The following is a 24,509-nucleotide window of genomic DNA, read 5'->3' on the forward strand; positions in this document are numbered from 1 at the left end:
GAAGGGAGGTGATCCGTGTGGCAGGAAGAACGGCGCCAGAGGATAAGATCGCGTCTTGCGACCTTCGGGCATGTTTCCGTGGACCAGGTCACGAGCGAGTTCGGCGTGTCCCGCGAGACCATCAGGCGCGACCTTCTGGAAATGGAGGCGCATGGAGAGCTGCGGCGCATGCGGGGCGGTGCGATCCCGGTGGCGGAGGAAAGGGAAGCGCCCTACACCATACGCAGTTCCGTAAGGGTGAAGGAGAAGCGTTCGATCGCGGCCTGTGCCGCGCGCCTGGTCGAGAGCGGACAAACCCTTTTCCTGGATGCCGGAAGCACCACGGAGATCCTGTCGGAACGCCTTTCCGGCCTGAGCGGGCTGACCATCATCACCAATTCCCTGAAGGTGGCCAGCAACATGACGGAACACGAGAGCGCTGCGGCAGAGTCCAACCGTATCGTGCTCGTCGGGGGGGAGTTCAATTCCGATCCTCCCTGTACGTTCGGAGATGTCACCATCAACGAAATCGGGCGCTATCACGCGGACCTGGCCCTGCTTTCCCCATTCGGTCTGGATGCCGGCAAGGGGGCGACGAGTTACGATCCGCATGAAGCCGAAGTGGCCCGAAGCATGAGTGCCAATGCAACGCGCACCGCCATTCTGGCCGACCATTCCAAGATCGGCATCGTCAGCCGGATTTCCTTTTGCCCGATCCCGGAGATCGCGCATCTGGTTGTCGACGCAAAAGCGCCGCAGAAAACAGGCTTCGATGCGATAGAGGCCTTGGCGCAGGACGTGATGGTCGGAACACAGTAGGCATGCGTCCACATTGGCGTCCGCCTTGGCGTCGGCCCGTTCTCGAGGGCCCGGGAAGCGGAGGGGCGCGCCTGCCGGCACAAGGAGTCATGCAACAGGCATTTCCGCTTGCCTGTCCAAACGAACGGGGCGAGGCCGGCCGGGGGGAATTATCCTGTTGATCCATGGAACGAGCGGCCGGGGGCTTGGCCAGTCTGACGTGCACAGGGGGAACAGATGAGCATTGTCTTCAACGAACGGAGTCCGATCGAAAGCGGGTTTTCCGACGTCTTTCAGGAACAGCTTGCACCCAAGCTGGAACAGCTGGAACAACAACGCCTTGCGCACCTGGCGCAGGCGCGGCGGCATGCACTCCTTGCACTGGCCGCAGGTGGTGCGCTTGGTCTGCTGTTCCTGTTTTTCGGCACTTCATCGTCGGGTGTGGGCGGGACTCTGGCCAGCTTCGGCATTCCTCTTCTGTTCGGTGCGGTGGGCGCGTTCCTGCTTTGGAAACGGCAGGCCGGGAAATGGAGCGGTTCTGCGGCGGAAAGCGTGATGCCGGCGGTCTGCGACTTCCTGGGCGACATGAGCTATGACCGCGAAGCGCACAAGGGGTTTCCCCTGGAGCGCACGCGCAAACTGGGGGTCATCCCCGCCCATACGCGTTCCAAGATCAGTGATCGCCTGGATGGGACCTATCGCAACACCGGGTTCGAGATTGTCGAGGCCCGCCTGATCAGCGAAAAGAACAAGAGCAGTTCCAACAGCGACAATGACAGCAGCGACCGCTCAAGCCGGACCCTGTTCAAGGGGCTCCTAATGCGCGTGTCCGTCCCCGAACCCATTCCCACACGCATCCTGATTGCCCGGGATTACGGTTTCGGAAACAAGCTGGGGGAACTGCTGGGCGGCAGTTCTGGACGCGGCATGCCCAAGGTCGATACGGGACACCCTGCATTCGAAGAGCACTTCGAGGTCTATTCGGCAGACCCGGAGGTGGCGCGTCAGGTCCTGTCGCCGGCCTTCCTGGAGAACCTGATGAAGATCGCAGAGGCCGAAGGCGGACGCCACGGGGCAAAAGGGCTGGAAGCCGGATTCCACGACGAATACTTCTTCATGGCCCTGCGCCGCGACGACGATTTCCTGAAGATGGGCGCGCTCACCACACCCATCGACCAGATCGAGGACGACCTGCACCGCGTGTTCGACGACATCGCCCTGGTCCGCCGCATCATCGACAGACTGCACGGGGACCATCCTGATCAGGACGCGCCTGTGGAAGCGGAGAAGGAGATGGCGTGAGGGTGAAGGCCAATGTGGTGTAGGTGCAATATTTGGTTGAATTACAAGAATACAGTCGGCCCTTAATAAATGGTGGCATAAGCAATTAGAGATCTGACTGCGGCTAACATCGGAAATACCCGTCTATATGGCGGGATTCGAATTGCATCAGCCAAGCTGAGAGGATTTGAGCTGTAGATCAGGCGGGATTGGGTTGTGCAGATCAACGTTGAATTCAGCATAGGCCAGATTTTCCATTGCCATTGAACTATGGCGGAAACAAACTGAATCAGCTTGATTCAGGGCTAGGCTATCTGTGTGCCCAGGTTAAACTCAATGAAGTGAAAGTATGGGCTATAGCGTTTTCATCCATCGCGCAGATTCGATTTATGATGACAGGCCAGATGAGCGATACCAGTTTCCAAGGCAGTATCTTGGGAGGGCAAAAGAGAGTATTAATGACTGGATTGTTTATCTAGAGCCATCGAAAGTCCCAGGAACCCGTGGTTACTTTGCCATAGCCCGGGTTCAAGAGATCATAGAGGACCCCAAGGCGCCAAATATGTATCTGGCGCTGATTGAGCCAGGTTCCTATTTGGAATTTGCAAATGGAGTTGAATTCAGTGATCAGGACGGTCCCGTAGAACGAGGGCTTCTGAACGAACACGGACGGCTGTCGGGTCGCGCGCAATCCGCCGTTCGGCCAATTTCTCCCGAGGATTTTCTTCGTATCCTGGAACATGGGCTCAAGGACGCAGTGCCAACGTTACCGCGCATCGATGCGCATTCCATCCCATTTTGGTTGGGAGAAGGGCAGGCGCCTTCTGAATTCGCAGCACGTGAGCGTGTGCAGCAGTTTACAAATCGAGCTGTCCGGGACCGTGTCTTCCGCAAGATCGTAATTCGGGCATACGACGAAAGGTGCGCAATTACCGACCTGAAGTTCATAAACGGCGGTGGAAGGGCCGAGGTCGATGCCGCGCACATTCAACCCGTCCAGCACAACGGCCCAGACATTGTGAATAACGGCATTGCGCTTTCGGGAACCGCGCACTGGATGTTTGACCGAGGGCTGATCAGCTTATCAGACGATTTTGACATACTCATTTCTCGCCAAGTCAATGATATCGACAGTGTGCGCTCTTTCATCAGAAAGAGTGGCCGCGCCGCTCTGCCACTTCGTTCCTCAGACCGCCCACACGCCCGTTTCTTGAAGTGGCATCGTGAAAACTGCTTCAAGCACTAAGAGGCATATCGAGTCTCGTATATATTCAGTCCCCGGCTCTTCAGGCGATAACCAAGGGCAGCAATATTTGGGGAACCACGTCAAGGGAGACGGCGATGGCTGAAGTGAATTCCAGGGTCGGGGCATTTTTCACCAAGGCAGGCAAATGGCGGGAAGAACTGAAGGCGCTAAGAACGATCCTTCTCGACTGTCCAGTGAGCGAAGAGTTCAAGTGGCGTTCTCCCTGCTACACTTTTCAGGATGGCAACGTGGCCACCGTATGGGGCTTGAAGGAAAATTGTGCGCTCTCCTTCTTTAAGGGTGTCCTGCTGAAAGATGAGGAGGGGATCCTTGTTGCGCCCGGAGAGAATTCGCGGTCAGTGCGCATGGTGAAGTTCACGAGCGTCTCGGAAATAGTCGAGATGGAAGCCATTCTGAAAGACTACATCCATGAAGCCATTGAGGTGGAGAAGGCCGGCCTGAAAGTGGACTTCCCCAAAGACGATCTCGTATTTCCCAAGGAACTCACAGGAAAGCTTGAGCAAAATCCAGACTTGAAGACGGCTTTCGAAGCACTGACGCCGGGACGGCAAAGGGGATACGTTCTGCATTTTTCTCAACCCAAGCAATCCAAGACACGAATCTCGAGGATTGAAAAGTGCGTGCCGAGAATTCTCGAGGGAAAGGGATTGCATGATCGGTGAATTCGATAAGCAGATCGGACAACACTCTCCACATAAAATGGCGGCTTTTATCCTTGCTCGATGAAACAATCTGTCCAGCTTGACGGCTGCGGCCGCAATTGCCACTTACAAACCTGACAGCTTTCATTCCGATCCTATCCAAACGTAGCGGCTTCCCAGGACCGGCTTTCGCCGTGTCGGGGCCGTCATTTCCGAGAGAGTCCCATGCCCGATACAGCCACAGCCGCGCCCGCCGAGACACCTACCGTCATTCGCCGTGAGGAGTACAGCGCGCCGGCTTATGCCATCGAGAGCCTGGCGCTGGCGTTCGACCTGGAGCCGGAAGCCACTCGCGTGAAATCCCGGTTGGCCGTGGCGCCTGTACAGGCACTGGGCTCGGCTGCGGATGTGCCGCCCCTGAGGCTGGATGGCGAGGCAATGAAGCTGCTGTCCATCGAACTCGACGGGGAACCGCTCGCCGAGGGCCGGGACTACCAGGTGGACGGCAGCGGCCTGACGGTGACGGCGCCGCCGCAGAGGCCCTTCACGTTGGAGGTCGAGACCGAGATCGATCCCAAGGGCAACAGCGAGCTGTCGGGGCTTTATCTGTCCAACGGTGTTTTCTGCACCCAGTGCGAGGCCGAGGGCTTTCGCCGCATCACCTATTTTCCTGACCGGCCGGACGTGCTGACGCGCTATCATGTGACGATCCGGGGACCCAAGGAGAGCTGTCCCGTACTGCTGTCCAACGGCAACCTGGCGGACAGTGGCGACCTGCCGGACGGGCGCCACTATGCCGTCTGGGACGATCCCTTCCCCAAGCCCAGCTATCTCTTCGCGCTGGTGGCCGGGGACCTGGCCTGTCACGAGGACAGTTTCACCACGCGTTCGGGGCGCGAGGTCGCACTGCGCATCCATGTGGAGCACGGCAAGGAAAGCCGTACCGGCTGGGCCATGGACTCCCTGAAGCGCTCCATGCGCTGGGACGAGACGCGCTTTGGCCTGGAATACGATCTGGACCTGTTCAACATCGTGGCGGTCAGCGACTTCAACATGGGGGCCATGGAGAACAAGTCGCTGAACGTCTTCAACGACAAGTACATCCTGGCCGATCCGGACACGGCCACCGACACGGACTATGCCGGCATCGAGTCCGTGGTGGCGCACGAATACTTTCATAACTGGACCGGCAATCGCGTGACCTGCCGCGACTGGTTCCAGCTGAGCCTGAAGGAAGGCCTGACGGTCTTCCGCGACCAGGAGTTCTCCTCGGACGTGCGCTCGCGTCCGGTGGAGCGCATCCAGACGGTGCGCGCCCTGCGCGCGCGGCAGTTCCCTGAGGATGCCGGCCCGCTGGCGCATCCGGTGCGCCCGGATTCCTATATCGAGATCAACAACTTCTACACCCCCACGGTCTACGAGAAGGGCGCCGAGGTCATCCGCATGCAGCACAGCCTGCTGGGCGAAGAGGGCTTCCAGAAGGGCATGCGCCTCTACATCGAGCGCCATGACGGGCAGGCGGCCACCTGCGATGACTTCGTGGCCGCCATGGCCGATGCCAATGACGTGGACCTGGAGCAGTTCAAGCTGTGGTATGCCCAGGCAGGGACGCCGGAACTGCAGGTCGAGGGGCACTATGACAGCGCAGCCGGCGCCTATGAGATGACGGTGCGCCAGCACTGCCCGCCGACGCCCGGCCAGCCCGAGAAGAAGCCGATGCAGATTCCCTTCGCCGTGGGCCTGCTGGATGCACAGGGACAGGATATCCCCCTGAAGCTGGAAGATGAGGAGGACGCCGCGGCGCCGACACGCGTTCTGGACCTGCGGCAGGCCGAGCAACGATTCCGTTTCCCGGGTGTGCCGGAACCGCGGGCCGTCTCGCTGAACCGCGGCTTCTCGGCGCCGGTGAACCTGAAAAGCGAGCAGTCGCCCGAGGAACTGGCCTTCCTGATGGCGCAGGATTCCGATCCCTTCGCGCGCTGGGAAGCCGGGCAACGCTATGCCCTGAACCTGCTTCTGCAGGCCGTGGAGCAGATTCAGAATGGCGGTACGCCCAGCTTCGATGCGGGCTTTGTCGAGGCTTTCCGGGAAATCCTGCGGGACCCGCAGCTGGACAAGGCCTTCGCGGCGGAAGCCCTGGCCCTGCCCGGCGAAAGCTATATCGGTGAACAGCTGCGCCCGCTGGATGTGGAGGCCATCCACCAGGCGCGCGAAGCCCTGCGCCGCCACCTGGCGGAGGCGCTGGCCGAGGACCTGCAGCAGGTCTATGCCGCCAATCAGGTGAGCGAGGCCTATAGTCCCGAAGCTGAACAGGCCGGACAGCGCGCCCTGCGCAATACGGCCCTGTCCTACCTGTCGTCCCTGGCACAGGAGGACGAGGCGGCCCTGTCGCGCCTGGCCGCGCATTATCACGATGCCGACAACATGACTGACCGCATGGCGGCCCTGCGGCTGCTGGTGGATATCGGCGGCGAGGTCTGTGACACGGCCCTGCAGGACTTCCACGACCGTTACCGCGAAGACGCCCTGGTGATGGACAAGTGGCTGGCCCTTCAGGCCGTTTCAGCCCGACCCGACACCCTGGAAAGGGTCCGGGCACTGGAGGAGCATCCTGTCTTCTCGCTGAACCGGCCCAACAAGGTGCGGGCCCTGATCGGTACCTTCGTCTCGGGCAATCCGCTGCGCTATCACGCCGCCGATGGCTCGGGCTATCGCTTCCATGCGGATCGCGTGCTGACCCTGGACGGAATCAATGCCCAGATCGCCGCGCGCCTGCTGACGCCCCTGGGGCGCTGGGCCAGCATGGGAGAGGAGCGCCAGCGTCTGATGAAGGCCGAGCTGGAGCGTATTCTGGCCGCCCCCGACCTGTCCCGTGACGTCTACGAGATCGCCTCCAAGTCGTTGGACGGATAAGCGCGCAGACTGTCGATACCGAGGCATGGGGATGCGACAAGAAGGATCTGGCATCCATTAAATGATTGCTACTGCACGCACATCATGATCATCTAACCGGAATACACGGCATCCCTTCGGCGTCGGCGGCACACCCGCCGACGCGCTGATTGGGGGGCTGAGAAGGGGAGCCGGTCGGGGCAGCGCGCAACCCGGTATCCACCCAACCTGGAACGGTGAGGCAGTTATGGATGATACGGTGATCCCCGATGAGGTTCGCAAGAGCGTGGAATACCGGCGCGGCTCCCTGGCGACGATGGAGCGGCTGGACCTGGCACGCACGGCGCTGCTGGTCATGGATGTCCAGAACTTCTACTGGAACAAGGATCTGCCGGTTGCCTATGCCCCGGACATGGCGAACATCGTCGACAAGGTGAACGCGATCGCCGCTCTCTGCCGGCAGTTGTCCGTGCCCGTTTTCTGGATCCAGCACATGTTCACCGAGGGCTGGACGAGCTGGTACGAGAAAACGACGAAGGGCGAGGTGGCCCGGGCGCTGATCGAGAACACGACCCCCGGCTCCCGCGGTTTCGAGATTCACGATAGCATGGATGTGCAGCCCGGCGACCAGCGCGTTCTCAAGACGCGCTACAGTGCCATGCTGCACAATTCCTCGGACCTGGATCTGCAGCTGCTGGCGCGGCGGGTCGACACGCTGATCATCACCGGCGGGCTGACCAACTGTTGCTGCGAGTCCACGGCCCGGGATGCGATGATGATGGACTACGATGTGGTCTTCGTAAGCGACGCCAACGCCTCGCGCAGCGAGGCGCAGCATCAGGCTTCGCTGGTCAGCCTGGCCCAGCTTTTCGCCGATGTGCGCGACACTGCCTCGCTGATGGAAATGATGAAGCTCAGCGCCGAGAGCTACGCCCCAGAATTGGAAGGGTAGGCGGCCGTTTCCGCCCGCCAGTCCGCCAGATTCATCCTTGCATCTTCAGCGCCGGGCATCCGAGCGCAGAACCTACACCTTCTTCTCGATCATGACCCGGTGCGGGTAGGGGATGGAGATGCCCGACTGGTCGAAGGCCTGCTTGACGTTCTTCAACAACGCCCAGCGGGCTTCCCAGAGGTCCTCCGCGTTGGTCCAGCCGCGGAAGGTCAGCTGGATGCCGGATTCCCCCAGAGTGGCAACACGCACCATGGGCTCGGGCTCCTTCAGGAAACGGCTGTCCTGGTGCGTCAGTTCCAGGATGATCTCCATGGCCCGGTCCACGTCGGCTTCATAGTCGATTTCGAAGGTGATGTCGCACCGCCGTGTGGGATAGGCCGAGTAGTTGGTGATGGCCGAGTTCCAGACCTGGCCGTTGGGCACCACGATCTTCACGTTGTCGACGGTGGTCAGCTCGGTCATGAAGAGGTTCAGATCCGTGGCCGTGCCCAGGTGGCCGGACAAGTCGACGAAGTCCCCGATCCTGAAGGGGCGGATGAGGATCAGCATCACACCGGCGGCCAGGTTTGCCAGGCTGCCCTGAAGCGCAAAGCCGATGGCCAGTGTGGCGGCACCGAGAACGGCAACAAGACTGGTGGCCTGGAAGCCAAAGATCTGCAGGACCGCGATCACCACGACCACGAGAATCAGGTAATAGACAATGGCGGCCAGGAAACCGGCCAGCATGGGCTCGATCCGCTTGTTGCGCTTCGGGCTGTTCTTCACGAAGCGCGCGGCGAACCCGGCGATCAAAAATCCGATGACCAGGAAGACCAGGGCCTTCAGGGCATTCAGGGCAAGAACGGCCCAGGGGCCGTATTCGGCGGCAAGTGCATCCATGGAACTTCTCCTTCCCGGTCTGCTGGCCAGGGGTGGCGCGGGCAGTGGACACTTGGACGGTGCACGACTGTCCCGACGGCAGGCATGCTCTGAACAAGAGTATTCCGATCTTCTTTTCCATCAAGGGGTTAAAAAGGAGAAGGTGGTCTTATTTCAGCAAAGGTCCGGAATGAAAGTTCAACTGGCTATCAGCTTCCTGTCATAACGGGAAAGGATTGCGGGCAGTTCGGGGTGTTCCATGACCCATCCGCGTTCAAGAACGGATAACCTGGTTCAGGACACGATCAACACCGCAAAGATACTGGTTCCCTCAGGCGCAGACGAGGCGGTTGCGGCCGGCGTCCTTGGCGGCGTAAAGAGCCTGGTCGGCGCGGTGGATGAGGGCGTCGGCGCTCTCACCCGGCTGAAAGACCGCGAGACCGGCGGAGCAGGTCCGATTCTGGGGCACACTCTGCCGCAGACGTTCGACCACCTGGCTGGCCCCCTCCATGTCGGCATCGGGAAGGACGACGACGAATTCCTCCCCGCCGAACCGGGAGAGCACGTCGTTCGGGCGCATTCTCTCCCGCCAAGCGGTGACCAGGTCCTGCAGCAGGGCGTCGCCGGCTGAGTGGCTGTAGGTGTCGTTGAATTCCTTGAAGTGGTCGAGGTCGAGGAAGGCCAGGCCCAATGGGGCTCCGGTACGTTCGGCGCGGGCCATCTCACGAGCCAGGTCATTGCTCAACTGGCGGCGGTTGGCCGCGCCGGTCAGCGGGTCGAGCCGTGAGAGCCTCTCCAGTGCTTCCGACTGGCGGTGGGTTTCCTTCAGCAGCCCATCCATGCGGTGCATCACAAGCAGGAGCAGCACGATCGTGGCGATGGCGCCGACCCGCACGATTTCCGTGTCCCGCTCTGCCGTCAGCAGGATTATAGCCGGAACCAGAACGGAGGCCACCCCGAGGACAAACAGACGGCGCCGCGACAGCTCGGCATTGGAGGCATGGACGAATGGCTCCAGCGCGGCAGAGGGATGCCACGCCGCCGCGGCGAAAAGGGCGTAGGCCACCAGCCAAAGCCCGTCCGTGAAGCCGCCGGGCGTGTACCAACCGACCAGATTGCCGTGGGCGTACAGTAGGTCCGCCGTCAGATAGGCCAGCATGCCGAGCAGCAGGAAAAGGTGGGCAAGGATGCGGGTCTGTTGCAGGAACACCAGGCGCAGGACCAGCGGGAGCAGGACCAGGTCGGCGACCGGATAGGCTGCCGAGACGAGCAACTGGCTCAGACTGAGGTTCGGGTCGTTAATGTAGGGCGCGATCAGCAGCGCCCAGGCGATGACGGCCGCCGACGTGCCGACGATGAGGGCGTCGCTCAGGGCGCCGTCGTCGCGGTCGCTCTGGCAGCGCAGGACCCAGAGCGCGGCCATGAACAGGGGGTAGACGGCCAGGTAGAACATATCGGCGGATGACGGAAACGGCTCCAGTCCGCGCAGGTCGAGCCAGTACCATATGCCGTGGCCGATGGCGGCCAGGGCCAGCGCTGCGGCGACCAGCATCCAGGCGGCCGGTCGGAAAAGCCGTTGCCGGTGGTACGCCGCAGCCGCGATGCCCGCGGCGGCAATGACGGTGGCAACCGGGTAGATGATACCGGCCAGCTGCCCATAGGGGAGGGCGACGTACAGGAGAGCCAGCGCCAGACACAGGCCAGGCCACCATTGCCAGCTTCTCAGCGGGCATGTTGCCGCGGCATCGCAGAGGTTCTCGCCTGCACAGTTTGGTGAACGTACCGCCTCTTCCCGCTTCACATTCGTCCTCTTCCATAGGGGCAGCATCGCCGGGGTGGTTGTCCTGGGCAAAGCTCGTCCGGGAAAGAGGAGTTCGAGCCGACATTCCCCAAGTGACCTGCCATTTTTGCGCAAGATCGGGTGATCTCGAGCGCTGATCAAGTGTTTTGTGGCGGGTCCGGTGCTCAGCGGTCACGTGAGCATCCGGATGCGGGCAACTCGATGCAGCCAAACAGGTTTCACTGGGGGGCGGCTTCAGGTAGCGGGTTGCTGTCCAGGAAAAGTCCCTGCCGTCCATCAACATGAAATGCATGCCGATGTTCTCGTTCGCTGCGTGCGCCAGCTATGAGCGAAAGAGTCCCATTGGAAGGCTGATTGTTCAGCTCCAATGATCCTGGGGCGGAAGAGTCTTAACGAATGCCGGCGCGCAGGAAGGCCTGCATGAACTGGCGCTGGAACAGCAGGAAGGCGATCAGCAGCGGGGCAATGGACATCAGCGTGGCCGCCGAGATCACCACGATGCTGACCCCGCTTTCCGGCGCAGCAAAGAGCGACAGGCCGACGGTCAGGGGGCGGGTGTCCGAGGAGTTGGTCACCACCAGTGGCCAGAGGAAATTGTTCCAGTGGGTGGCGATGGAGACCATGGCATAGGCCAGGTAGGTTGGCTTTGCCACCGGCATGTAGACACGCCAGAGGATGCCCATCCAGCCGCAGCCCTCTATGCGCGCGGCCTCTTCCAGTTCCTTGGGCACCTGCTTGAAGGCCTGGCGCAGCAGGAAGATGCCGAAGGCGCTGGCCATATAAGGGACGCCGATACCCAGGATGCTGTCAAACAGCCCCAGGTTCGAGACGATCACGTAGTTCTCGACGATCAGGACTTCCGGCAGGATGAAGAGCTGCATCAGCACCAGGATGAAAAGCACCTCGCGTCCGCGGAACTCGAAGCGGGCAAAGGCATAGCCGGCAAGCGTGCAGAAGAAGAATTGGCCCAGCAGGATCAGGGTCACAAGGGCCATGGTGTTGAAGAAGTAGCGCAGCCAGGGCGCGTCGAACCAGGCCTCGATGTAGTTCACCAGGGTGAGCGGTGCGGTCAGGTCGAAACTGAGGGCGTCGCTTGCGGTGTGGAACGAGGCCCAGGCCGCAAAGACCAGGGGCGAGATCCAGACGATGGCCAGCAGCCAGGCGGCGATTGTCTCCAGGCCGCCGTCTTCCTCGAAGAATCCGGACAGACTACGCCGAAGGGCATTTTGGGTGGCGCTTGCGGTCCCCACGCTCATCTGTAGTGGATCCTTCCTTCAAGACCGCGGAACTGGAGGATGGCGACCAGACCGAGCACGGCCAGGACCAGGACGGTCAGTGCCGCCGCCATGGGGCGATCGAAGTACGAGAAGGCGGTTTCCCAGATCCAGTAGAGCAGCAGTTTCGAAGCGTTGTTGGGGCCGCCCTTGGTCAGGATGAAGAGGTGGTCGATCAACTTCACCGAGTTGATCATGGCATTGATCATGACGAACAATGTCGTCGGCATCAGCAGGGGCAGCAGGATGCGGCGCAGGTAGGTCCAGCGGCTGGCGCCCTCGATGATGGCGGCCTCGCGCAGGTCCGGCGGGATGGTCTGCAGCGCGGCCAGGTAGAAGATCATGTAGAAGCCGGCTTCCTTCCAGATGGTCACCACGATGACGGCCCAGAGCGCCGTTTCCGGCTGGCCCAGCCAGTTGACAGGTTCGGCACCGAAGAGGGCCGTGATGCTGTCGATCAGGCCGATGTCCGGCGTGTAGAAGAACAGCCAGAGATTGGCCGCCGCGATCATGGGCAGCATCGTGGGCGTGAAGTAGGCGATGCGCAGGAAGGTGCGTCCCTGCATCTTCGAGTTGGCCCAAAGCGCCATGCCCAGCGCGATGACGATGGAAACCGGAATGGTGACGCCGGCATAGATCAGGTTGTTGGTGGCCACCTGCCAGAAGACCGGGTCCTGAAAGAGGTATTCGTAGTTCTCCAGGCCGATGAATTCCGAGGGATTGCGGCTGGTCTCGCGCGAGAAGAAGCTGCGCCAGAGTGCGCTGACCGTCGGCAGGAAGGCGAAGGTGGTCAGCATGATCAGCGCTGGCGCCAGCAGCATCCAGCCGTACAGCGCCATGCGGCGGCGTTCGTGACTGTCGCTCGTGGCCATGCAGCCCCCCGTCTCGGAATAGGAAAAACCGGCGGCTCCCTTTACGGGAAGCCGCCGGAGTCAGGCAAGGGCCTTAGCGATAGGCGCGCAGAAGGCGTTCCGCCTTGGATTGCGCCTGGGACAGCGCCTCCTCGGGCTCGGCGCTGCCGGTCAGGACCGACTGCACGGCATTGTTCAGTGCCTCGCGGACTCGGCCGGTCTCGTAGGTGGACAGTTCGGCCACGGCCACTTCGAGCTGGTCACGGGCGACCAGGGCCTGCGGGAAATCGTCGACGTAGTCCTGCAGGGCCTCGGTCTCGTAGGCGGCCGGCGAGATGCCGACATAGCCGGTTTCGATGGACCATTCGGCGGCACGCTCAGGGGCCGTCATGTACTTGATCAGCTCCATGGACGCGCGTTGCTCTTCCTCGGTCGAGTTCTTGAAGACGTAGAAGTTGCCACCGCCGGTGGGCGAGCCCTGGCGTTCGTTGGCCGGCAGCATGGCCACGCCGAAGTCGAATTCGGCTTCGTTGCGCACGGCGGTCAGATTGCCTGTGGTGTGCCACATCATGCCGGTCTGGCCTTCCAGGAAGGCCTGGCGCAGTGTACCCCATTCGACGGTGCCGTCGGGCATCACGTCGTGCTCGGCCGAGAGGTCGCGCCAGTAGGCCAGAGCCTCGATGGCTTCCGGCGAGTCAAAGTAGACCTCGGTGCCGTTCTCGTTCATCAGCTCGATGCCGTTCTGGATGGCGAAGGCCTGGAACATCCAGTAGGGGTAGCCCGTGGAGGGCACCATGACACCCCAGCGGTCCTCACCGCGCAGGGCCTTGCCGGCCTCGACCATCTCGTCCCAGGTCTCGGGCGGATCTTCGGGATCCAGGCCAGCTTCCTCGAACATGTCCTTGTTGTAGTAGAGCACGATGGTCGAGCGCTGGAAGGGTACGCCCCAGACCTTGTCGTCCACGGTGCCGTTGGACATCAGGGCCGGATAGAAGCTGTCCAGCCATTCCTTCTCCTCTTCGGTCTCGACCAGGTCGTCGAAGGGGACGATCAGGTCCTGCTCCAGCAACTCGTAGACGTCGATGGAGAACATGACCGACAGCTGGGCCGGTTCACCGGATTCCAGTGCCGAGATGGCGCGCACCCGTGTGTCGTCGTAGTTGCCGGCATAGATGGCGTTGACGGAGATGTCGGGGTTTTCTTCCTCGAAGCCCGCGATCATGCCGTCCACCACCTCGGTCAGCGGTCCACCGACGGCAATGGGGTAATACATGGTCAGTTCGATGTCCTCAGCCGCGGCCGGCGCGGCCAGTCCGGCGGCCAGGACGCTGGCGCCCAGAAGGCCTGTAAGCTGCCTGTTCATGATCTCGTTCCTTCCCTCACTCTTGCAGACTGTGTGATAGGCCTCACTGCGAGGCCAGTTGACCGACGGGATTGCTTTCGTCCCGACGGTCATGAGAGCCAGCGGCGCCCGGGCCGCGGCTGTCCAGGCGTTGTCCGGTGGTTTCGTCGAACAGATGTACGTTGTCCGTGTCCCAGGTCAGGCCGACGTTCTGCTTTTCATCGAAACCGGCACGCCCGGGGATACGGGCCACCATGCTGCGGCCTGCGCAGTTGAGATAGACCAGGGTCTCGGCCCCCAGGAACTCGCTGTTCTCGACCTGGGCGCTCAGGCCTTCGGGGCTGTCCGCGCCGATGTCCAGGTTCTCGGGGCGTACCCCAACCACGCAACTGTCCGGCAGGTTCGCATCTGCCGGCTTCAGCGCCTCGGGCAGGATCGTTACGGGGAAGAAGGTCATGGGCGGGCTGCCCAGGAAACCGGCGGCAAACAGCGTTGCCGGCTGCTCGTAGAGTTCTTCCGGTGTGCCGATCTGTTCCACACGTCCCTCGTTCAGCAGGACGATCCGGTCGGCCATGCCCATGGCCTCGGTCTGGTCGTGGGTGACGTAGATGACGGTCATGCCCAGGTCCTGCTGCAGTGCGCGGATGTCCTGGCGCACGGAATGGCGCAGCTTGGCATCCAGGTTGGACAGCGGTTCGTCCATCAGGCAGAGCGGATGGTCGGCAACCACGGTGCGGGCGAGGGCCACGCGCTGACGCTGCCCGCCTGAGAGCTGCGCCGGTTTGCGGTCCTCGAAGCCTTCCAGTCCGGTCATGCGCAGGGCGCGGGCAAGACGCTCGGCACGCTGGGCCGCCGGCATGCGGCGAACTTTCAGGCCGAACTGGATGTTCTCGGCAACGGAAAGATGCGGAAAGAGGGCATAGGACTGGAACACCATGGACAGGCCGCGCTTGGCCGGCGGCATGGAGGTGACGTCGCGCCCGTCGATCCACAGGCGTCCCTCACTGGGCATCTCCAGTCCCGCGATCAAGCGCAGCGTGGTTGATTTGCCGCAGCCCGAGGGGCCCAGCAGGACAATGAACTCGCCGCGTTGTATGTTGAGATCGAGTTGCCTGAGGCCAACGTGGTCACCCCAGCGTTTGGCCAGTCCCTCCAGGCGGAGGAAGGCGTCCGTGTTCATTCGGATGCTGTCTCCCCGGGCCTTGTCATTATCTTGCCGCGGAGGCTGCCCACTCAGTCCTGAGGACCGAATCCCCCGAGCGCGCGGATTCTCCACGAGCCGCATCATATCGTCAAGATGCTGTCGCTTGCATGCGAACGAACGGGAGAGCGGGCTGGTCAGGGTCTGAAAGGACATGGAGGAAAGGCGCCGGAACGATGATGTAACGGCGCCTTTCTGGCAGTCCCGCATGACAGAGGCGTTTCAGTCCGATGACGCTTCCGTGAAGTTGCGGGCGAAGGCAGTCGCAGGCTCTACTCGGCGGCTTCCCGTGCCTGCTTTTCCGCCAGCCTGGCATGTCCCTCGCGGGTCTGAGGTAGCTTGCGCTCCAGGACCTGGCTGGCGATGACGGTGCGCAGGATCTGGGCCGTGCCGCCGCCGATGGTGAACATGCGGGCATCGCGACAGATGCGCTCCAGTGGCAGGTTGCGTGAATAGCCGCGGGCCCCGAAGAACTGCAGGGAATCGTTGGTCACCTTGATGGCCGTTTCCGAGGCGAAGACCTTGGCCTGGGCGGCCAGCAACTGGTTCGGGAAAGGATCGGCGCTGGCCGCGGCGTGGTGGATCATCAAGCGCGCCGCCGTCAGTTGGGTTGACATGTCCGCCAGCATCCATTGAAGCCCCTGGAATTCTGCCAGAGGGCGGCCGAACTGCTCGCGCTGGCCCAGCCAGTCTCGACCCAGCCCGTACGCGCCCTGCGCCAGGCCGAGGGCCACGGTGGCCGCGCCCACGCGCTGGGCATTGTAGGCGTTCATCAACTCGGCAAAACCACGCTTGAAGCCTGTGGGCGGCAGGACGACCATGGACTCCGGTACCTCCAGATCCTCGAAGATGACCTCGGTCTCGGGGATTCCACGCAGGCCCATCGTTGGCTCGCGCTGGCCGATGCGCAGGCCCTCGGCCTCGCCGCGCAGGGCCAGGAAGCCGCCAATGCCCTGTTCCTCGCCCTTTTCATCGAAAACCCGTGCAAAGATCATGTGCAGGCGCGAAACGCCGCCGCCGGTAATCCAGTGCTTCTTGCCATTGATGACATAGCGGTCACCGCGCTTGTCCGCGCGCGTCGTCATTTCGGTCGCGGCCGAGCCGGCCTCTGGCTCGGTGATGCAGATGGCCGGCTTGTCTCCCTCAAGCACCAGGCCGGCGGCCAGCTTCTTCTGCTCTTCGTTGCCATAGAGCATGACGGCGGAAATGGCACCCATGTTGGCCTCGACCGCGATGCGGCCGGTCACACCGCAAACCTGGGCCATCTGCTCGATGACCAGGCTTGCCTCCAGGAAGCTTGCTCCCTGGCCTCCGTAGGCACGGGGTATGGTCATGCCCATGAAGCCGGCTTCGCTGAGGGCCTGGACATTCTCCCATGGGTAGGCTTCGCTGCGATCCACCTCGGCGGCCCGGGTGGCAATGACATCACGGGCCAACTCGCGCGCCCTCTGGGAAAGCGCCTGCTGTTCAGGTGTCAGCGCGAACTGCTGTGATTCCGGCATGCTGTCCTCCAGTATTCTTGCAAGACCCGGAGTGTGCGCAGCGCTTGCCGGTAAGACAAGGCCCCTCAGGGGGCAGAGCTGGCTGTCCCTGGCCGGAGCGGGGTGGAAGTGAACCCTTCATTCTCACAAATCGGGAAAGCGCAGCAGAATACCCCCGTGAATGCCATGTGTGCATCCCGGAGTTGTCGTTCATCTTCACTCTGTTGCAATCATGCGGCGTGTGTTATGGTTGTGTCCTCTCTTGATTCCCAAACCAATTTCCTGGAAAATCAAGATACACACAGGTTGTTGCGCCCCCAAGAGCCAAGAATTGCCAGGGCCAACGCTTCACTATTCCAATCATGGATCCACTGGGAGGATACAGGCATGATGAGACGCCTTTTAAGTACAGTTGCTGTCGCCGGGCTGCTTGCCTCGGGCGCTTCGGCGCAGGCGCAGGAGAGCTATGATCTCCAGTTCCAGAGCAGCGATAACTCCGGCACGGCCGCCTTCGAAATCCAGCAGGACTGGGCCGAGAAGGTCGGCGAGATGTCGGATGGCCGGATCAATATCGAGATGGTCCCGGTCGGCTCGATCGTTGAATACAACGAGACGCTCGACGCCGTTGGCTCCGGCATTCTCGACGGGCATATCACCGACAGCTCGTATTTCACCGGCAAGGATGCCGCCTTCGCGCTGATCGGAAATCCGGTTGGTGCCTATTCGAGCCCGGAGGAGCTGCGCTCCTTCTTCGACGATGGCGGCGGAACCGAGCTCTACAACGAGATTCTGGCTCCCTATGGCGTTCATTTCATCGGCCCGGCCGCACAGACCGCCGAGGCCGTTCCTTCCAAGGTGCCCATCGATTCGGTGGCGGATCTTGAAGGTGTGAAGATGCGTGCGCCCGAGGGCATGGTCCAGTCGGTGTTCGAGTCGGCCGGAGCCTCGCCGGTGAACCTGCCCCAGTCGGAGGTCTTCACCTCGCTCGACAAGGGCGTGATCAGTGCTGCCGATGCGACGACCCTGGCCACCAACCACTCCATGGGCTTGCACGACATCGCCAAGCATCCAATCTGGCCGGGCTTCCACTCGCTGCCCCTCAACGAGGTCTCGATCAACAAGGAGACCTGGGATTCGATGTCCGAGGAGGATCGCGAGCTGCTGGACGAGGCCGTGGAGTTCTACGCCAACGACCTGGCCGAGCGTATCCGTGCGCGTGACGAGGAAGTCGCCGAGGAACTGCGCCAACGCGACGACGTCACCATCCATACCTGGTCGGAAGAGGAAAAGAAGAAGTTCCGCCAGATCGCCCAGGAGCATTGGCAGGGGTATGCCGAGCGTTCGGAGAACGCCCAGAAGGTCTTTGATGCCCTCACCGAGCACCTGAGTAACGAGGGGCTCCTCTAAGCCTTTCGTGCGGCGGGTACATCCCGCCTGATCGGATTACCGGGCGAGCGCAGCAGCGTCTCGCCCGGTTCCATCTGGAGAGGGAGTCATGGATTCTGAGCACACCGGCCGCGAGGTTTCGTTCCAATCGCAGGACCCGCTTTCGCGCCTGCTGTTGCCACTTGCGCGACCATTCTCGGTCGCGTTCCTGCTGATTACCGCCTTTACCTTCTTCGAAGTGGTGATGCGCTATGTCTTCGGCATGCCGACCCGCTGGGTGCACGAGACCACCATTGCCCTGAGTGCAATCTGTTTTGCCTTCGGCGGCGCCTATTGCCTGGCCGTCGACAAGCACATCCGAATGGTGGTGGTCTATGACAGTGTCGGCCCCAGGGTTCGACGCTGGATGGACGTATGCATCTCGGTGGTGGGCTGCCTGTCCTGCATGCTGATGTCCTGGGCCGCCTGGGGCCTGGCCTCCAAGGCATTCTGGACGCCCACGGGCGATTTCCGGCTCGAAACCAGCGGCAGCGCATGGAACCCGCCAACGCCCGCCATCGTCAAGGCGGTGCTGTTCGTCACACTGTGCCTCATGACGGTCCAGTTCGCGCTGCAGATCGTGCGGCACCTGCGCCGCGATCCCCTGGATGATCCACGTTCCGCAATGCCGGACAAGAGCCCTCCCGTCGATGTTTGATCTGTCCGCTCTCGGAATCGCCAACGGCAGCCTGCTGATGTTCGGCATGCTGCTGGCGCTGCTGATCACCGGATTGCCGCTGGCCTTCGTCACAATCCTGGTGGCCCTGTTCTTCGCGCTGGGCTGGTTCGGCCCCAACGCGGTGCCGATCGTGACCACCCGTATCTATTCCTTCATTACCCAGTATGTCTTCGTCGCGGTGCCGATGTTCGTGCTGATGGCCTCGATCCTGGACCGATCCGGCATTGCCCGCGACCTGTTCGACGCCATGCGACTGGTCGCCGGCCGCCTGCGCGGCGGTGTCGGCGTGCAGACCCTGCTGGTCGCCGTGGTGCTGGCGGCCATGTCGGGGATCATCGGCGGCGAGATCGTGCTGCTGGGACTGCTTGCGCTGCCGCAGATGCTGCGGCTGGGCTACGACCGCAGGCTCGCGATCGGCATCATCTGCGCCGGCGGCGCACTGGGTACGATGATTCCACCCTCCATCGTGCTGATCATTTTCGGTCTCTCGGCCAATGTCTCCATCGGAGATCTGTTTACCGCCTCCTTCGTGCCAGGGGTCATGCTGGCCACGCTTTACGCCTGCTATGTGCTGCTGATCGGCTATCTCCAACCGCACAAGGCACCGGTGCCGGTGGATGATGGTGAGGGGGACATCCCCTGGTCGCGCAAGCTCGCCCTGCTCAAGGGCCTGATCCTGCCGCTGATGGTGGTGGTGTTTGTCCTCGGCTCGATTTACGGCGGCATCGCCTCGGTCACCGAGGCCTCGGCGATCGGCGTGGTCGGCGTGGTGCTCTCGACGGTCCTTCGCGGCGAGTTCAACATGAAGATGCTGTCCGATGCCGCAATGCAGACACTGCGGACCTGCGGCATGATCGTCTGGATCGGTGTCGGTGCCACGGCTCTGATCGGCGTCTACAATCTGATGGGCGGCATCGACTTCATCAAGCAGATGCTGCTGGGAGTCTCGGATATACCGATCGTGGTGCTGCTGGTGATGATGCTGATCCTGGCGATTTTGGGGATGTTCCTCGACTGGGTCGGTATCGCGCTGCTGACCATCCCGATCTTTGCGCCGATCGTGGTGGAGCTGGGTTACGATCCCATCTGGTTCGGCGTGCTGTTCGCCATGAACATGCAGATCTCGTTCCTGTCGCCGCCCTTCGGGCCAGCCGCGTTCTACCTAAAGAGCGTGGCACCGCCCAGCATTTCCCTGGGCACGATCTTCGTCTCGCTGCTGCCGTTCATTGGACTGCAGATCATAGCACTTGCGCTCGTGATCATCTTCCCGGAGATCGCGCTCTGGTCCATGTGAACCAGCCGCCGGGAACGGCTTCGGACAAGCGCAGGGTTGCAGGGAGGAATGCCCCGGCGTTGGGACAAGCAAGTGCCTAAGACTTGGTCACAGCGCCGTGGATCACAGAGGAACGGCGCCCCGACCGGAGGTGCGGCCCGGTCGGGGCAATGCCGTCAATTTCAGGCAGCGATGACCGTCTGGCGCTGGCTGCCCAGTCCTGTGATGCCCAGTTCCATCACGTCGCCGACATTCAGGAACTGCTGCGGGTTCATGCCCATGCCGACACCCGGCGGCGTGCCGGTGGGGATCACGTCGCCCGGCTGCAGGGTCATGAACTGCGAGACGTAGGAGACGATGAAGGGCACGTTGAAGATCAGCGTGCGCGTGTTGCCGGTCTGGCGGCGTTCGCCGTTGACGTCCAGCCAGAGGTCCAGGACATGCGGGTCCCCCACCTCGTCACGCGTGACCAGCCAGGGACCAAGTGGGGCGAAGGTGTCGTGGCTCTTGCCTTTGGTCCACTGTCCCTGGCGCTTGGCCTGGAACTCGCGTTCCGAGACGTCGTTCATGACCGCGAAGCCGGCGATGTGATCCATCGCGGCCTCTTCGCTGACGTACTTCGTGCGTTTGCCGATCACGATGGCCAGCTCGACCTCCCAGTCGAGCGACTGGGAATTGCGCGGCTTCTCCACGTCGTCGTAGGGACCGTTCAGCGAGGAGACCGCCTTCGTGAAGATGATCGGTTCGCTCGGGACCGGCAGGTTGCTTTCAGCCGCATGGTCGGAGTAGTTCAGGCCGATCGCCGGGATCTTGCTGACCCGGCCCACGCAAGGCCCCAGGCGGGGATCGCCTTCGACAGCCGGCAGATTGGCCGGATCGAGACTGCGCAGGCGTTCCAGCCCGGCATCCGACAGGACTTCCCCTGCTATGTCGTCAATCTGACCGCTCAGGTCCCGGATTGTTCCCTTGTCGTCCAGCAGTCCGGGTTTTTCCCGGCCCTTATCGCCGTAGCGCAACAGTTTCATTCGCTTGGTCCTTTCTTCCTCTCAGTAGACGGCGCGTCCGCCGGATATGTCGAAGACGCCGCCTGTGGTGAACGAGCATTCCTCCGAAGCCAGCCAGGCAATCATGGCCGCCACTTCGTGTGGTTCGAGGAAACGGCCCATCGGGATCTTGGAGAGCATGAAATCGATATGCTCCTGGCTCATCTGATCAAAGATCGGGGTGCGCGCTGCGGCGGGCGTCAGGCAATTCACCAGGACGCCCGTTTGCGCCAATTCCTTGCCCAGGGACTTGGTCAGGCCGATCAGGCCGGCCTTGGAGGCCGAGTAGTGCGACGCGTTGGGATTTCCTTCCTTGCCCGCGATGGAGGCCACGTTGATGATACGCCCGTATCCGTTGCCCATCATGTGCGGCACCAGAGCCTTGCTGGTCAGGAAAGGGGCAATCAGGTTGACTTCGACGGTCTGGCGCCAGACGGCCGTGTCCAGTTCCCAGGTCTTGGCATTGCCGCCGGTGATGCCGGCATTGTTGACCAGGATATCAATCGGGCCATTGGCAATGGCCGCCTCTGCGGCCCTGATGACGGCCTTCTCGTCGGTTAGGTCCAGGGCCTGGCCGGAGGTTCCGTGACCGAGTTGTTTCACGGCCGCGTCCACCCCATCGGCGTTGATGTCCCAGACGATGACGCGGGCGCCGCTGGAGACGAGGCGTTCGGCCGTAGCCAGACCAATGCCTTGTGCGCCGCCGGTGACAATCGCCGTGCGGCCCTGCAGGTCGATGGTGTTCATGTTGTCCTTTCCCGTCCTAAAGCGTTCGCAGGGATTTGTGTCTCAACTCTGCGCCACTTCCCTCGAGTGATGCAGATAGCCGGGATGACACGGCCGTGCCCCTACAGCGACCAGCCGCCATCAATCAGCTGTGTGGTGCCGGTGACGAACGCGCTTTCGTCCGCAGCCAGCCAGAGCGCCAGCTCTGCGACTTCGTCGGCTCGGCCGAGACGGCCCATCGGCTGGCGTTCGATGAACATTTCGCGCGCCTTTTCGGCGCCGCCGACGCTCTTTCCAAGTTCGGCGATCCGGCCCTCGAGCGAGGGCGATTCCACGGTCCCGGGGCAGATTGCGTTGCAGCGGATGCCGTCCCGGATGAAGTCGATGGCCACCGAGCGCGTCATGCCGATCACGGCGGCCTTGGTTGCCATGTAGACGTAGCGGTTGGGCGCCGCCTTTATCGAGGAGGCGGCCGAGGACATGTTTATGATGGAGCCGCCGCCCGCCTCACGCATCTTCGGCAGCAGGCCGCGGATCATGTGGTGCATGGCATTGACGTTCAGGTCGAACGAGAAGTTCCAGGAGTCATCATCGCAATCCAGGACCGTGCCGTGGTGCACATAGCCGGCGCAGTTGAACAGGATCTGAGGTGCGGGCAGGGACTCGGTATAGGAGGCAACCGCGTCGGCGTCGGTGACATCCAGGGCCGTCGTATGCACCTCACCCAACTCCTCCAGTCCCGTCAGCTTGCCGGCATCCAGGTCCGATGCATGAACCGTGGCGCCTTCGCGCAGAAACGTTTCGGCCACCGCGCGGCCAATACCCTGTCCGGCGGCCGTACAGACCGCTGTCTTGCCCTTCAGTCGCATGTCGCCTCTCTCATGGTTGTCCGGTCAATGATTGTCGCGTGGCACCCGCGGCGCCGTGCCGTCGGCACCACCCTGGGCGAGACGTTGGTAGGAGGTGGCCGGCTTCAGCACCATGCCGCTGTCGAATTGCGAGACGACGCCGCGTTGCATCTCCTGCCAGGGGGTCTGGTGCGGCGGGTAGGGATAGCCGCCTTCCGCCTCCAGTGCCTGTCGCCGCGCCGCCAACTCCTCGTCGGACACCAGCATGTCGGCGCGGCCCTGGCCCAGGTCGATCCGAACACGGTCGCCCGTGCGGAGCAGCGCCAGTCCACCGCCAACGGCGGCCTCCGGTGCGGCATTGAGAATGGACGGTGAACCCGAAGTGCCCGACTGGCGGCCGTCGCCGACGCAGGGCAGTTCGGTGATTCCCTTGCGGATCAGGTAGTCCGGGGCACGCATGTTCACCACCTCGGCCCCACCGGGATAGCCGACAGGACCGGCGCCACGCATGAAGAGGATTGAGGTCTCATCGATTTCCAGTGTCGGGTCGTCGATGCGTGCGTGGTAATCCTCGGGGCCGTCGAAGACGACGGCCTTGCCCTCCAAGGCCATGGGGTCGTCGGGTGCCGATAGATAGCGTTTGCGGAAATCGTCGGAGATCACCGACATCTTCATGATCGCACTGTCGAACAGATTGCCCCTGAGTACACGGAAACCGGCATCGCGACGGAAGGGTTGATCATAGGGATAGATCACGTTCTCGTCGGCGATCTCGGCTTTGCGGCAGTTCTCGCCCAGGGTGCGGCCGTTGACCGTCAGTGCATCCTCGTGGATCAGGCCCTGGCCGATCAGCTGGTTGACCACGGCCGGAACTCCGCCGGCATGATAGTAGTCCTCGCCCAGGTATTCGCCGGCGGGCTGCAGGTTGACCAGCAGCGGGATGTGTTCGCCGTAGTCCTGCCACTCGTCGAGCGACAGGTCGACGCCCATGTGCCGGGCAATGCCATTGAGGTGAATCGGTGCGTTGGTCGAACCGCCGATGGCCGAGTTCACCCGGATCGCGTTCAGGAAGGCCTCGCGGGTCATGATGTCGGAGGGCTTCAGGTCTTCGTGCACCATTTCGACGATGCGCCGGCCGGTGAAGTAGGAAATTTCCTGCCGGTCACGATAGGGGGCCGGGATGGCCGCGGAGCCAGGCAGTTGCATGCCCAGAGCCTCGGCGAGCGAGTTCATGGTGGTGGCCGTGCCCATGGTGTTGCAGTAGCCGGTCGACGGTGCCGAGGAAGCGACCAGCTTGATGAAGCCCTCATAGTCGATCTCGCCCGCGGCCATCAGTTCGCGGGCCTTCCAGACGATCGTGCCCGACCCCGTCCGTTCGCCACGAAACCAGCCGTTCAGCATGGGACCGACCGACAGCGCGATGGCGGGAATGTTCACCGTGGCCGCCGCCATCAGGCAGGCGGGCGTGGTCTTGTCGCAGCCGATGGTCAGCACCACACCGTCGATGGGATAGCCGTAGAGCAGCTCGACCAGTCCCAGATAGGCCAGGTTGCGGTCGAGGGCCGCGGTGGGACGCTTGCCGGTTTCCTGGATCGGGTGGACCGGCACCTCCAGCGGGATGCCGCCGGTTTCACGAATGCCGTCGCGCACGCGCTTGGCCAGCTCGATGTGATGCCGATTGCAGGGGCTGAGATCCGAGCCGGTTTGGGCGATGGCAATGATGGGCTTGCCCGACTGCAGTTCCTCCTGGCTCAAACCGTAATTCAGGTAGCGCTCCAGGTAGAGAGCCGTCATGTCCGGGTTCGCTGGATTGTCGAACCATTCGCGCGACCGCAATTGCTTTTTCTCGGTCATCATGCCTCCCGCATAAATTGCAACGCGCTTGATCGGCACGCTA

Annotated in this window: 20 protein-coding genes; 9 read left to right on the top strand and 11 right to left on the bottom strand. The window is 62.3% G+C overall.

The window, feature by feature from the left end; all coding sequences use genetic code 11:
- Positions 1 to 15 precede the first annotated feature (15 nt).
- The 6 genes from BP38_RS0108930 to BP38_RS19830 all read left to right on the top strand — a co-directional run bounded on the left by BP38_RS0108930 (position 16) and on the right by BP38_RS19830 (position 7,810).
- Positions 16 to 798 (top strand): DeoR/GlpR family DNA-binding transcription regulator, encoded by a 783-nt coding sequence (locus BP38_RS0108930; RefSeq protein WP_026987449.1) that lies wholly within the window; start codon positions 16 to 18, stop codon positions 796 to 798.
- Positions 799 to 1,014: 216 nt separating this feature from the next.
- Positions 1,015 to 2,079, top strand: coding sequence for a DUF3137 domain-containing protein (locus tag BP38_RS0108935; protein WP_026987450.1), 1,065 nt, complete (start codon positions 1,015 to 1,017; stop codon positions 2,077 to 2,079).
- 328 nt (positions 2,080 to 2,407) lie between these two features.
- Entirely contained in the window at positions 2,408 to 3,304 is an 897-nt protein-coding gene (locus BP38_RS0108940; protein WP_026987451.1) for an HNH endonuclease, read from the top strand.
- A 95-nt stretch (positions 3,305 to 3,399) separates the two neighbouring features.
- Positions 3,400 to 3,987: a YdeI/OmpD-associated family protein gene (locus BP38_RS0108945; RefSeq protein WP_026987452.1), complete on the top strand. Its 588-nt coding sequence runs from the start codon at positions 3,400 to 3,402 to the stop codon at positions 3,985 to 3,987.
- Between the two features lie 204 nt (positions 3,988 to 4,191).
- Positions 4,192 to 6,879: an aminopeptidase N gene (gene pepN, locus BP38_RS0108950; RefSeq protein WP_051609157.1), complete on the top strand. Its 2,688-nt coding sequence runs from the start codon at positions 4,192 to 4,194 to the stop codon at positions 6,877 to 6,879.
- Between the two features lie 226 nt (positions 6,880 to 7,105).
- Positions 7,106 to 7,810 carry a cysteine hydrolase family protein gene (locus BP38_RS19830; RefSeq protein ID WP_051609158.1) on the top strand — a complete coding sequence of 235 codons (705 nt, stop codon included), beginning with the start codon at positions 7,106 to 7,108 and terminating at the stop codon, positions 7,808 to 7,810.
- 72 nt (positions 7,811 to 7,882) lie between these two features.
- On the opposite strand, the gene BP38_RS0108960 is transcribed toward BP38_RS19830, so the two are convergent.
- From BP38_RS0108960 to acdA, 7 genes are all read right to left on the bottom strand, one after another.
- Positions 7,883 to 8,689, bottom strand: coding sequence for a mechanosensitive ion channel family protein (locus BP38_RS0108960; RefSeq protein ID WP_026987454.1), 807 nt, complete (start codon positions 8,687 to 8,689; stop codon positions 7,883 to 7,885).
- A 310-nt stretch (positions 8,690 to 8,999) separates the two neighbouring features.
- A complete protein-coding gene (locus BP38_RS19835; protein ID WP_211250280.1) occupies positions 9,000 to 10,469 on the bottom strand; it encodes a GGDEF domain-containing protein in 1,470 nt (489 codons plus the stop codon).
- Positions 10,470 to 10,858: 389 nt separating this feature from the next.
- Positions 10,859 to 11,725: a carbohydrate ABC transporter permease gene (locus BP38_RS0108975; RefSeq protein WP_051609159.1), complete on the bottom strand. Its 867-nt coding sequence runs from the start codon at positions 11,723 to 11,725 to the stop codon at positions 10,859 to 10,861.
- Complete coding sequence (locus BP38_RS0108980) at positions 11,722 to 12,615, bottom strand: carbohydrate ABC transporter permease (RefSeq protein ID WP_026987457.1); 894 nt, start codon at positions 12,613 to 12,615, stop codon at positions 11,722 to 11,724. Before BP38_RS0108980 ends, BP38_RS0108975 begins: the two co-directional genes overlap by 4 nt.
- A gap of 73 nt (positions 12,616 to 12,688) precedes the next feature.
- Positions 12,689 to 13,957 (bottom strand): ABC transporter substrate-binding protein, encoded by a 1,269-nt coding sequence (locus BP38_RS0108985; RefSeq protein WP_026987458.1) that lies wholly within the window; start codon positions 13,955 to 13,957, stop codon positions 12,689 to 12,691.
- Positions 13,958 to 14,000: 43 nt separating this feature from the next.
- Complete coding sequence (locus BP38_RS0108990) at positions 14,001 to 15,116, bottom strand: ABC transporter ATP-binding protein (RefSeq protein WP_026987459.1); 1,116 nt, start codon at positions 15,114 to 15,116, stop codon at positions 14,001 to 14,003.
- A 293-nt stretch (positions 15,117 to 15,409) separates the two neighbouring features.
- Positions 15,410 to 16,639, bottom strand: coding sequence for a 3-sulfinopropanoyl-CoA desulfinase (gene acdA / locus BP38_RS0108995; RefSeq protein ID WP_026987460.1), 1,230 nt, complete (start codon positions 16,637 to 16,639; stop codon positions 15,410 to 15,412).
- A gap of 366 nt (positions 16,640 to 17,005) precedes the next feature.
- Between acdA and BP38_RS0109000 the strand changes: the two genes are divergently transcribed.
- The 3 genes from BP38_RS0109000 (at position 17,006) to BP38_RS0109010 (ending at position 20,016) form a co-directional block, all read left to right on the top strand.
- Positions 17,006 to 18,025 (top strand): TRAP transporter substrate-binding protein, encoded by a 1,020-nt coding sequence (locus tag BP38_RS0109000; RefSeq protein WP_245602370.1) that lies wholly within the window; start codon positions 17,006 to 17,008, stop codon positions 18,023 to 18,025.
- Between the two features lie 88 nt (positions 18,026 to 18,113).
- Complete coding sequence (locus BP38_RS19840; protein ID WP_035724446.1) at positions 18,114 to 18,701, top strand: TRAP transporter small permease subunit; 588 nt, start codon at positions 18,114 to 18,116, stop codon at positions 18,699 to 18,701.
- Positions 18,694 to 20,016 carry a TRAP transporter large permease gene (locus BP38_RS0109010; RefSeq protein ID WP_026987462.1) on the top strand — a complete coding sequence of 441 codons (1,323 nt, stop codon included), beginning with the start codon at positions 18,694 to 18,696 and terminating at the stop codon, positions 20,014 to 20,016. The genes BP38_RS19840 and BP38_RS0109010 overlap by 8 nt, the downstream gene beginning before the upstream one ends.
- Before the next feature lie 161 nt (positions 20,017 to 20,177).
- On the opposite strand, the gene BP38_RS0109015 is transcribed toward BP38_RS0109010, so the two are convergent.
- From BP38_RS0109015 to BP38_RS0109030, 4 genes are all read right to left on the bottom strand, one after another.
- The gene (locus BP38_RS0109015) at positions 20,178 to 21,020 is read right to left on the bottom strand and encodes a fumarylacetoacetate hydrolase family protein (RefSeq protein ID WP_026987463.1); all 843 of its coding nucleotides are present in this window, start codon (positions 21,018 to 21,020) and stop codon (positions 20,178 to 20,180) included.
- Positions 21,021 to 21,041: 21 nt separating this feature from the next.
- Positions 21,042 to 21,785, bottom strand: a complete 744-nt coding sequence (locus tag BP38_RS0109020) for an SDR family NAD(P)-dependent oxidoreductase (protein ID WP_026987464.1) — start codon at positions 21,783 to 21,785, stop codon at positions 21,042 to 21,044.
- A 101-nt stretch (positions 21,786 to 21,886) separates the two neighbouring features.
- Entirely contained in the window at positions 21,887 to 22,633 is a 747-nt protein-coding gene (locus BP38_RS0109025; protein WP_026987465.1) for an SDR family oxidoreductase, read from the bottom strand.
- A 24-nt stretch (positions 22,634 to 22,657) separates the two neighbouring features.
- Entirely contained in the window at positions 22,658 to 24,466 is a 1,809-nt protein-coding gene (locus tag BP38_RS0109030; RefSeq protein WP_026987466.1) for an IlvD/Edd family dehydratase, read from the bottom strand.
- Positions 24,467 to 24,509: the final 43 nt, after the last annotated feature.

Origin of the sequence: Fodinicurvata fenggangensis DSM 21160, assembly GCF_000686045.1 — a bacterium.
Taxonomy (GTDB): Bacteria; Pseudomonadota; Alphaproteobacteria; order Kiloniellales; family DSM-21159; genus Fodinicurvata; species Fodinicurvata fenggangensis.